Annotated in this window: 7 protein-coding genes; 4 read left to right on the plus strand and 3 right to left on the minus strand. The window is 70.2% G+C overall.

Going from position 1 to position 9,496, the window contains the following annotated elements:
* A partial coding sequence (locus CVO76_RS02700; RefSeq protein WP_208740581.1) for an SRPBCC family protein occupies positions 1 to 345 on the plus strand: 345 nt, incomplete at its 5' end.
* On the opposite strand, the gene CVO76_RS02705 is transcribed toward CVO76_RS02700, so the two are convergent.
* Positions 342 to 1,439 carry a VIT1/CCC1 transporter family protein gene (locus tag CVO76_RS02705; protein ID WP_244186159.1) on the minus strand — a complete coding sequence of 366 codons (1,098 nt, stop codon included), beginning with the start codon at positions 1,437 to 1,439 and terminating at the stop codon, positions 342 to 344. The genes CVO76_RS02700 and CVO76_RS02705 overlap by 4 nt on opposite strands.
* A gap of 301 nt (positions 1,440 to 1,740) precedes the next feature.
* Here CVO76_RS02705 and CVO76_RS02710 point away from each other — a divergent pair, with 301 nt between their 5' ends.
* Positions 1,741 to 3,471: a long-chain-fatty-acid--CoA ligase gene (locus tag CVO76_RS02710; RefSeq protein WP_208740582.1), complete on the plus strand. Its 1,731-nt coding sequence runs from the start codon at positions 1,741 to 1,743 to the stop codon at positions 3,469 to 3,471.
* Positions 3,468 to 4,784: an AI-2E family transporter gene (locus CVO76_RS02715; protein ID WP_208740583.1), complete on the plus strand. Its 1,317-nt coding sequence runs from the start codon at positions 3,468 to 3,470 to the stop codon at positions 4,782 to 4,784. The genes CVO76_RS02710 and CVO76_RS02715 overlap by 4 nt, the downstream gene beginning before the upstream one ends.
* A 171-nt stretch (positions 4,785 to 4,955) precedes the next feature.
* Here the strand turns inward: CVO76_RS02715 and CVO76_RS02720 are convergent, their stop codons facing one another.
* The gene (locus tag CVO76_RS02720; RefSeq protein WP_208740584.1) at positions 4,956 to 6,452 is read right to left on the minus strand and encodes a sodium:solute symporter; all 1,497 of its coding nucleotides are present in this window, start codon (positions 6,450 to 6,452) and stop codon (positions 4,956 to 4,958) included.
* 168 nt (positions 6,453 to 6,620) lie between these two features.
* Here CVO76_RS02720 and CVO76_RS02725 point away from each other — a divergent pair, with 168 nt between their 5' ends.
* Positions 6,621 to 7,199 carry a helix-turn-helix domain-containing protein gene (locus CVO76_RS02725; RefSeq protein ID WP_133083190.1) on the plus strand — a complete coding sequence of 193 codons (579 nt, stop codon included), beginning with the start codon at positions 6,621 to 6,623 and terminating at the stop codon, positions 7,197 to 7,199.
* A gap of 6 nt (positions 7,200 to 7,205) precedes the next feature.
* On the opposite strand, the gene CVO76_RS02730 is transcribed toward CVO76_RS02725, so the two are convergent.
* Positions 7,206 to 9,014, minus strand: coding sequence for an amino acid permease (locus CVO76_RS02730; protein ID WP_208741680.1), 1,809 nt, complete (start codon positions 9,012 to 9,014; stop codon positions 7,206 to 7,208).
* Between the last annotated feature and the right edge of the window lie 482 nt (positions 9,015 to 9,496).

Raw genomic sequence — 9,496 nt, forward strand, 5'->3', positions numbered from 1 at the left:
TCCGGGACCGTGCGGGGCGAGCAGCCCCACGGTCCCGCGCGCCTGTCACCGGGAGCGCGGTTCGGCATGGAGATGAGGATCGGGGCCCCCTACAAGATCCTCAACCGCGTGGTGGAGTTCGAGGAGGGCCGCCGGATCGCCTGGCGCCACTTCTCGGCCCACGTCTGGCGCTACACGCTCGAACCCCGCGGGGAGTCCACGCTCGTACGCGAGCAGTGGGACGGCCGGGCCGTGCCGTGGCGGATCGTCTTCCGGCTCGCCGGGTTCACCCGCCGCCACCCGGCCAGCATCGAGGCGACGCTGGCCAAGCTCGAGGACTACGTGCTGCGGGTCCGCGGAGCCTAGGCCACCGAGGTGCCGAAGAGCAGCCCCAGGAGGTAGGTTGCGGCCGCAGCGCCGAGTCCGATCGCCAGTTGCCGCAGCGCCAGCCGCAGGGGGGATGCGCCGGACAGGAGGCCGACGACGGCGCCGGTCGCCAGCAGGGCGAGTCCCACCAGGACACAGGCGACGACGACGGCGGTGACGCCGTCGAGGCCTACCAGGTACGGGAGCACCGGGATGATCGCGCCGGAGGCGAAGAAGCAGAAGCTCGAGGCGGCGGCGCCCAGCCCGGTCCCGACGGTCTCGTGCTCGTCGACGGCGTCGTCCTCGTCGGGCTGGAGGGAGAAGCTCGGATCGCAGTCGCAGCTGTACAGGCCCAGCCGCTCGCCCGCGCGGTGTTCCGCGGCCGCCGGCGTCATGCCCCTCGCCCGGTAGACCAGCACCAGCTCGTTCGCGGCGATGTCCAGTTCCTTCGCCGCGGTCAGGGTGATCTGCGTGGGGCGCGTCGCGGACAGCAGCTCCCGCTGCGACCGTACGGAGACGTACTCGCCCGCGCCCATCGACAGGGCGCCGGCCAGCAGCCCGGCCAATCCGCTGAACAGGATGAAGGACGTGGAGACGCCGGTGGCACCGATACCCATGATCAGCGCGAGGTTGCTGACCAGGCCGTCGTTCGCCCCGAACACCGCCGCCCGGAAGTTCCCGGACAACCGGTTGCGGCCGCGGGTTGCCAGGCCGCGCACCACCTCCTCGTGGATCTGCTCGTCGGCCACCATGGCGCTCGTCGCGGAGGGATCCGAGGCGTAGGGGGAGCGGCCTTCGGCACGCTGCGCGAGCGCGAGGACGAAGACGGATCCGAAGCGGCGCGCGAGCACCCCGAGGATCCTGTTGCGCACGGACGGGCGGAGGGGCCGACCGACGTCGTTGCCGAGCAGGGCGAGCCAGTGCGCCTCATGGCGGCCCTCGGCCTCGGCGAGGCCGAGCAGGATCTCACGCTCCTCGCCGGTCCGTCGGCGCGCCAGGTCGCGGTAGGTCGCGGCCTCGCCGCGCTCGTCGGCGAGGTACTGGCGCCAGCGCTTGATGTCGTTCCGGGAAGGGGTCTGTTCAGGGGATGTCACGGGATGCTCCGGTTGGTCAGGTGCACGCGCTCTCCAGCCGAAGCGGGGGCTCCGGCCGGGGGTCGCGAATGCGTCGTTTCGGCCGAAGGTCTCGCTCGCCGGTCGGACCGGTGGATTGCCGGGCACCATCGGTGCCAGTATGTCGACAGGCCGCGCGTTCACGGACGCGGAGCTACTCCCCTTCGACCCACCATGCTACCGGACCCGCACCTGCACCCCGGAGCGGTGCGCCGGGAGCGGAGCCGGGTGCCGGAACCCTCCGGCCCGCGATACAGTCGAACGGATAACAGGAAGCAGGCTTATGGATCTGGCAGCCCGCCCGTGGGTCGCGAGCTACGCGCCCGACGTGCCCCGCTCCTTCGACGTGCCCGACGGCACGCTCTCCGACCTGCTCGACACCGCGGTGGGCACCTACCGCAGGGCGCCGGCCCTGGAGTTCTTCGGGGCCGCGACGACGTACGGCGGGCTGGGTGATGCCGTGGCGCGCGCGGCGGAAGGACTGCGCTCGCTCGGTGTCGCCGCGGGTGACCGCGTGGCGCTCGTCCTGCCGAACTGCCCCCAGCACATCATCGCGTTCTACGCCGTCCTGCGTCTCGGCGCGATCGTCGTCGAACACAACCCGCTCTACACCGACCGCGAACTGCGGCACCAGTTCGAGGACCACGGGGCGACGGTGGCCATCGTGTGGGACCGCGTGGTGCCGCGCGTCCAGCGGCTGCCCGCGGACATCCCGGTCGCCGCGATCGTGTCGGTGGACCTCGTCGCCGCGATGCCGGCATCGCGGCGGCTGGCCCTGAAGCTCCCCGTGCGACGTGCCCGGGAGGCGAAAGGGGCGCTCACGACGACGGAGAAGCTCACGGGTCCGCGCAAGCTCGTGCCGTGGCAGGCCCTGCTCCGTCACCGTCCCCTGCCCGCGATGCATCCGCGCCCCGCCGCGGAGGACACGGCCGTCCTCCAGTACACCAGCGGGACCACCGGGGTGCCCAAGGGCGCCATCCTCTCGCACCGCAACCTGCTGGCCAATGCCGCGCAGGGCCGGGCCTGGGTGCCGGGCCTGCAGGCGGGACGGGAGACCGTCTATGCCGTCCTGCCCATGTTCCATGCCTACGGGCTGACTCTGTGCCTGACCTTCGCCATGAGCATCGGCGCGAGGCTCGTGCTCTTCCCCCGGTTCGACGTCGGCCTGGTGCTCGACGCCGCGCGGAGGAGCCCGCCCACCTTCCTGCCTGCCGTGCCGCCCATCTACGAGCGGCTGGCGGCCGGCGCGGCGGAGCGCGGGGCGGACCTCCGCAGCATCCGGTTCGCGATCTCCGGCGCCATGAATCTCCCGCAGTCCACGGTGGAGACCTGGGAAGCGGCGACGGGCGGCTATCTCATCGAGGGCTACGGGCTGACGGAGACGTCCCCGGTGGCGGCGGGCAACCCGATCGGTCCCACCCGGCGTCCCGGGACCGTCGGTGTGCCGTTCCCCGGTACCGACGTGCGGATCGTGGATCCGGAGGCCCCCGGCCGGGACCGCGCGCAGGGGGACGCCGGGGAACTGCTCATCCGTGGACCGCAGGTGTTCCAGGGCTACTGGCGCAGGCCCGACGAGACCGGGGCGGTGCTGCTCGACGGCGGATGGTTCCGGACCGGGGACATCGTGCGGATGGACGACGACGGCTTCCTGACGATCGTCGACCGGATCAAGGAACTCATCATCACCGGCGGCTTCAACGTGGCGCCCTCCGAGGTGGAGGACGCCCTCCGTGCGCATCCGGGCGTAGCCGACGCGGCCGTCGTCGGGCTGCCCCGGGCGGGAGGCGGCGAGGACGTCGCGGCCGTCGTCGTCCTGGCCCCCGGCGCACGCCTCGACGTCGAGGCCCTCCGCTCGCACTGCCGCGGCGCGCTCGCCGCCTACAAGGTCCCCCGCATCATCGTGCAGGCGGAGGACCTGCCCCGATCCCTGATCGGCAAGATCCTCCGGCGCGAGGTGCGCACCCAACTGCTCAACGATGGCCTCCGTGCCGAAGGAAAAGGTGACAGCCGATGACATCCTCCCCATCAGCGCGGGCGGGAACACCCGCCCCGAACGGCCCCTGGCGTGACAGCCTCGGGAACGCCAGCATCCGTGCGGCGCAGGTGCTCCTGCTCCTGGTGCTGGCCGTGGTGGCCGTCTACGCACTGGTCCAGGTCCGCCTCGTGGTGATCCCGATGCTGCTGGCACTCATCCTGGCAGCCGCGATCGGTCCCTTCGTGAACTGGCTGCGGCGGAAGGGCTGGGGACCGACGGTCGCCACCACGGTCTCCTTCCTCCTGCTCCTGCTCGTCTTCGGCGGACTCATCACGGGCATCGTGTTCGCCGTGGTGGGACAGGCGGGCGAGCTCGCCTCCAGTGCCACCGAGGGATTCGACAAGCTCTACGAATTCGCGCAGAACGGTCCCATCCCGATCGACGACGGGCAGATCCAGCAGGCACGGGACTGGGCGGTCGACTTCGCGACGAGCAGCACCGTGGGCGCGGGCGCCATCTCCGGCCTCAGTGCGGCGGGCAACTTCACCGCCGGGGCGCTGCTCATGGTGGTCATCCTGTTCTTCTTCCTCAAGGACGGCGAGAAGATCTGGGCGTTCCTGCTGCGCGCGTTCAAGGGCAAGCGCCTCGTGAAGGCCCGCCGCGTCGGCTACAGCAGCATGGCCGTCCTGGGTGGCTACGTCCGCGGAACCGCGATCGTGGCCCTGGTCGACTCGGTCTTCATCGGTCTCGCCCTGTTCATCCTCGGCGTCCCGCTCGCCCTGCCGCTGGCGGCGATCGTCTTCATCGGCGCGTTCATCCCGTTGGTCGGGGCGACGCTCGCCGGTGTCCTCGCCGCCCTGATCGCCCTCGTGGCCAACGGCCCGTTCGTGGCACTGATGGTCATCATCGTCGTGATCGTGGTGAACCAGCTCGAGGGGAACTTCCTGCAGCCCGTGGTCATGGGCCGCACCCTGCAGGTCCACGCCCTCGTCATCCTGATCGCGCTGACGGCCGGCACCATCCTCGCCGGCATCATCGGCGCCATCCTGTCCGTTCCCGTGGCCGCCGTGGGGTGGGCGGCGATCAAGGCCTGGAACCAGGAGAAGGACGACGAGATCACGGAGGCCGAGGTCGACGCGGCCGAGAAGCAGACGGCCCTCGACGAGACGGGCCACGGCCTGAGCAGCACGCCCAAGGAGGAGCAGGGGGCCAAGGTGGCTGCCGCGGGCGTCGCCGCGGAGGAGGCCGAGGACCGGCCGGGCACGCAGGAGCGCAAGGTCGACCCGTCCGCGGGCGGTTCGGCCGGTGGCTCCGACGGGGGCCGGGGCGGGTCCTCGACGGCGGGTCGCTGACCGCCCGTCCCCGTATCCCCCGGGGACGGTTGCGGCGCAGTCGTCCCCGGCACCCGCGCCTCCACGGAGGACGGCCGCACGACGCAGGAGGGCTCCCGGCAGATGCCGGGAGCCCTCCTGCGTTCCGGTCGCGGGGTGTCGCCCGCGTCACCGCGTCTGTGTGTCGCCCGGTCAGTGGGCGACGCCGACGGGGGCGTCGTCGGGCACCTGTCCGGCGACCCGGCGGTCCCAGGCATCCATCACCTCGGGTGCGGTGGGGCGGGTGAGGAACGAGACGACGACGTACACCAGCGCCGACGCGGCCAGGCCGAAGTAGATCGGCTCGTTGGCGTAGATGCCGTCGTACTGGTTCTCGGCCGTGATCTCGAGGTAGGCCATGACGCCGAGGGTCACGAGGGTCCCCGCCGCCATGGAGGCGCCGGCCCCTATCCCGTTGCCCCGGCGCCAGACGAGGCCACCGAGGATCGCGACGAGGAGTCCGCCGACGAGGATGTCGTACGCGATCGTCAGCGCCGCCACCACGTCCTGCACGATCACGGCCAGCGCGATCGTGACGATGCCGAGGCCGAGGACCCACCAGCGGCTCGAGCGGACATCGTGGTCCGACGTCGCACGCTCCGCGGTGTCCCTGCCGAACCACCCGGCGACGAACGGCACGACGTCGGTCCGGGCGACGGTGGCGGCCGCGATCAGCGCACCGGACGCCGTCGACATCATGGCGGCGACGGCAGCGGCGAGGACGAGTCCGCCGATGCCGACGGGCAGGACGTTCAGGGCGATGTCCGCGTAGACGTCGTCACGCGACTCGATCGCCGGCAGGATGACACTGGCACTCATGCCGATGACGGCTCCTGCGACGCCGTAGAGGATGCAGTAGATCCCTGCGGCGGAGCCGCCCCACCGGGCGATCTCCGGCGTCCGCGACGTGAAGACGCGCTGCCAGATGTCCTGGCCGATCAGCAGTCCGAGGGTGTAGACCACGAAGTACGTGATGATGCTCTGGGCGCCGATGCCGGTGATGCTGAAGAACTCGTCCCCGGCGCGCTCGGCGATCCCGGAGAACCCGCCGGCAGCGGCCAGCGAGAACGGCAGCATCAGGGCGAAGACGCCGATCGTCTTGATGATGAACTGCGCCATGTCGGCCAGGGTGATCGACCACATGCCGCCGATCGTCGAGTAGATCAGCACGATCACGCCGCCGACGGCGATGGAGAGCGCCCGGTCCCACCCGAAGAGCACCACGAAGATGGTGGCGTAGGCGCCGGTCGACGTGGCACAGAGCATGAGGGTGTAGGCGAGCATGACGATGCCCGAGACCCGCGTGGCGCGGTGCCCGTAGCGCAGCGTGAGCATCTGCGAGACCGTGTAGATCTTCAGCTTCTGGATGGTGGGGGCGAACAGCAGGCTGAGCAGCAGGACGCCGGTGCCGATGGCCACCACGAGCCACATCCCGGAGATGCCGTACTGGTAGCCGAGGCCCACGCCTCCGACGGTGGATGCCCCGCCGAGCACCACGGCGGCCATGGTGCCGGTGTAGAGGAACGGTCCGAGGCGGCGTCCGGCCACGAGGTAGTCGCTCGCGTCGCGGGTGCGGGACTTCCCCCACCAGCCGAAGCCGAGCATCGCGACGAGGTAGGCCACCACGATGCCGATATTGAGTGCCTGCATGGGAAGTCCTTCGGTTGAGGTCCTGAACGATGCCCTATGGGCAACTATTGTTGACCTGTAAGCTACTCGTGACGGGTGTCACGGGTCAATCATGGCAAGCTCGTGGAACGTCCGGATTTCCGTACTGGATCGGACGGGTTTCCCTGATCGTCGGAGGAGAGGACGAGCATGAAGGCACTGCCTGTTGAGCCGACCAATGCGCCGGTCGCCATCGGCTCCCGCATCCGTGCAGCCCGCCAGGCGCAGCGCATGACGATCGAGCAGGTGGCGGCGTCCACCGGCCTGACCAAGGGATTCCTCAGCAGGGTCGAGCGGGACCTCACGTCGCCGTCCGTCGCATCGCTGGTCACCCTGTGCCAGGTGCTGTCCATCTCGATCGGCGACCTGTTCCTGGTCCCCGAGACGCACCTGACGCGGCTGGAGGAAGCGCCGCGGATCAGCCTCGGCGGGCAGGGCATCAACGAGCGCCTGCTGACGGCCCGTTCCGAGCGGAGGCTGCAGATGATCCGTGCCGTCGTCGAACCGCACGGCCGCGGCGAGGACGAGCTCTACTCCGTGGACTGCGAGGTCGAGACGCTGCACGTGGTGGAGGGCCGCTTCGTCCTGATCTTCCCGAACGACCGGTACGACCTGGAGGCGGGGGACACCGTCACCTTCCCCGGCCGCGAGCCGCACACCTGGCTCAATCCCGACGGCCGCGAGGCCGTGGTGCTGTGGACGCTCGTGCCCGCGGCGTCGGGGAAGTAGCCGGCCTCAGCCGACATGCACCCACGGGCGCCTCGTCACGTCCGGCTCCGCTGCACGCAGCACCTCGCGCGTCACGGGTGCGATCTCGCCCTCGCCCGTGACGAGGAACTCGAAGAGGTTCGCCACGGGATCGCCCTCCGTCCAGCGGAAGTACACGTGCGGCATGAGTCCCGTGATGTCGCGGATGTGCAGCATGACGGCGGCGATGGTGTTCGGCACGTTCGAGCTGTGCACCTCGAGGATGCGGTACCCGTGGCGGACCACGCCGCGCACGCGCAGTTCCGTCTCGAAGTCCGACGAGTCGTCGACCGTCACCTCGATGAAGAGGGGCTTCGCGGTGCTCGGGAAGTGGGAGACGGCGCACGCATGCTGGAGCTTGTGCCGGTAGGCGGAGCCGCTGAGCCGCTTGGGTTCGTGGGCGATCAGCAGGATGTCGCCGTCGTCCTGCGAGCCGACGAAGGACACCGCGGCCTCGTCCATCCGGATGCTCGTGGCCCGGAGCTCGAATGCGCGGCGTGACCGCGAGACGAACGAGATGACGATGATCCCGAGGATGAAGAACAGGGCGATCTTCAGGCCGTCGGGCCGCTCGATCATGTTGACGGCGGTCGTCAGCACGAAGACTCCCGTCGCGAGGCCGAAGCCGAGGGTCCGTCCGCGCTGGTGTCTTCGATGGGCCGACAGTGTGACCGCCACCGATGCGGAGGTGATGAGCGCCAGGACGCCCGTGGCGTAGGCGCCGCCCTGCGCCTCGACGTCGGCGCGGAAGAAGAACGTGACGACGATCGCGATGAGCGTGATCACCAGCACGAGCGGGCGGACGGCCTTGGCCCAGGCCGGTGCCATGCCGTAGCGCGGCAGGTAGCGCGGCACGAGGTTCAGCAGGCCCGTCATGGCGGAGGCGCCGGCGAACCAGAGGATGCTGATCGTCGAGATGTCGTAGACGGTGCCGAAGCCGTCGCCGAGGTAGAGGTGCGCGAGGTAGGCCAGGGCGCGACCGTTGGCCGGACCGCCCTCCTCGAAGGCCGCAGCCGGGATGAGCAGGGTCGTCACGAAGCTCGAGGCGATGAGGAATCCGCTCATGATGAGCGCCGCCGAGGTGAGGAGCTTGTGTGCGCCGGCGATGCGGCCGGCCGGGTTCTCCTCCGTGTCGCCGGGCCTGCCGTCGATCTGCGGCATGACGACGACGCCGGTCTCGAAGCCCGAGAGGCCGAGGGCCAGGCGCGGGAAGATGAGGACGGCGAGGCCGACCATGATCAGCGGGTTGCCGTGCTGCGTGGTGAGCGCCGTCCACCAGTCGGTCACGATGCCGTCCTGCGCCATGATCTGCCCGACGGCGACGACGACGACCACCAGGTTGAGGACGAGGAAGACCGCCACGATGGCGACGGCGATCCCGATGGCCTCGCGGAAGCCGCGGAGGAACACCACGGAGAGGAGCGCGAGGAAGATGACGGTGATCAGGATCTCCTGGCCGTGCAGCCACGTGGGGGCGAACGGGTTCTCGACCAGGTGGGCGCTGGCATCGGCCGCGGAGAGCGTCATGGTGATCAGGAAGCTGGTCGCCGCGAAGCCCAGCAGCACGAGCACGAAGATCTTGCCCCGCCACTTGGGCAGCAGCTTCTCGAGCATCGCGATGGAGCCCTCGCCGCGGGGACTCTCCGAGGCGACGCGCTTGTACACGGGCAGTGCGCCGAACAGGGTCACGGCCACGAGGATGAGTGTGGCGAGGGGGGAGAGGACGCCTGCCGCAGCCGCGGCGATGGCGGGCTGGTAGCCCAGGGTCGAGAAGTAGTCGACACCGGTCAGGCACATGACCTTCCACCAGGGCTGGGTCCGTTCCGTCTCCGGCTGGTGCGCGGTGGGCCGGCTCGACTCGTCGAGGAGCCAGCGCTCGAGGCGCTTCCTGCTCTCGGGAAGGATCGGTGCCGACCGTCGGGTGCTCACAGTACTCACTGCTTCACCGTAGGACCGCAGGAGCAGGCATTCCCCGGTCTTAACGCTTCCTTAACGGGGCCATCGGAACATCGGGGTCACCGCCGCTCCGGCCCTGGCGCACGGGGGTCGGGGCGGGCGGGAGGGGGAGGTGTGCGCCAGGTCCGCTGATGTCCTTGACCGGCGGAAAGAGCGCGGATAGCCTTATGCAAAACCTTTGATGCATATTGGGCAACTCCGCACGGGTGGGGGCCCGGATCGGACGGAAGCTGTGGAAGAACTGCGCATCACCGGAGGCGGGCACCTCGGCCCCATCGACTCCTCCCGCATCCCCCGCTATGCAGGGGCGGCGACCTTCGCGC

It is taken from the genome of Arthrobacter agilis, assembly GCF_002953615.1.
GTDB lineage: Bacteria > Actinomycetota > Actinomycetes > Actinomycetales > Micrococcaceae > Arthrobacter_D > Arthrobacter_D agilis_B.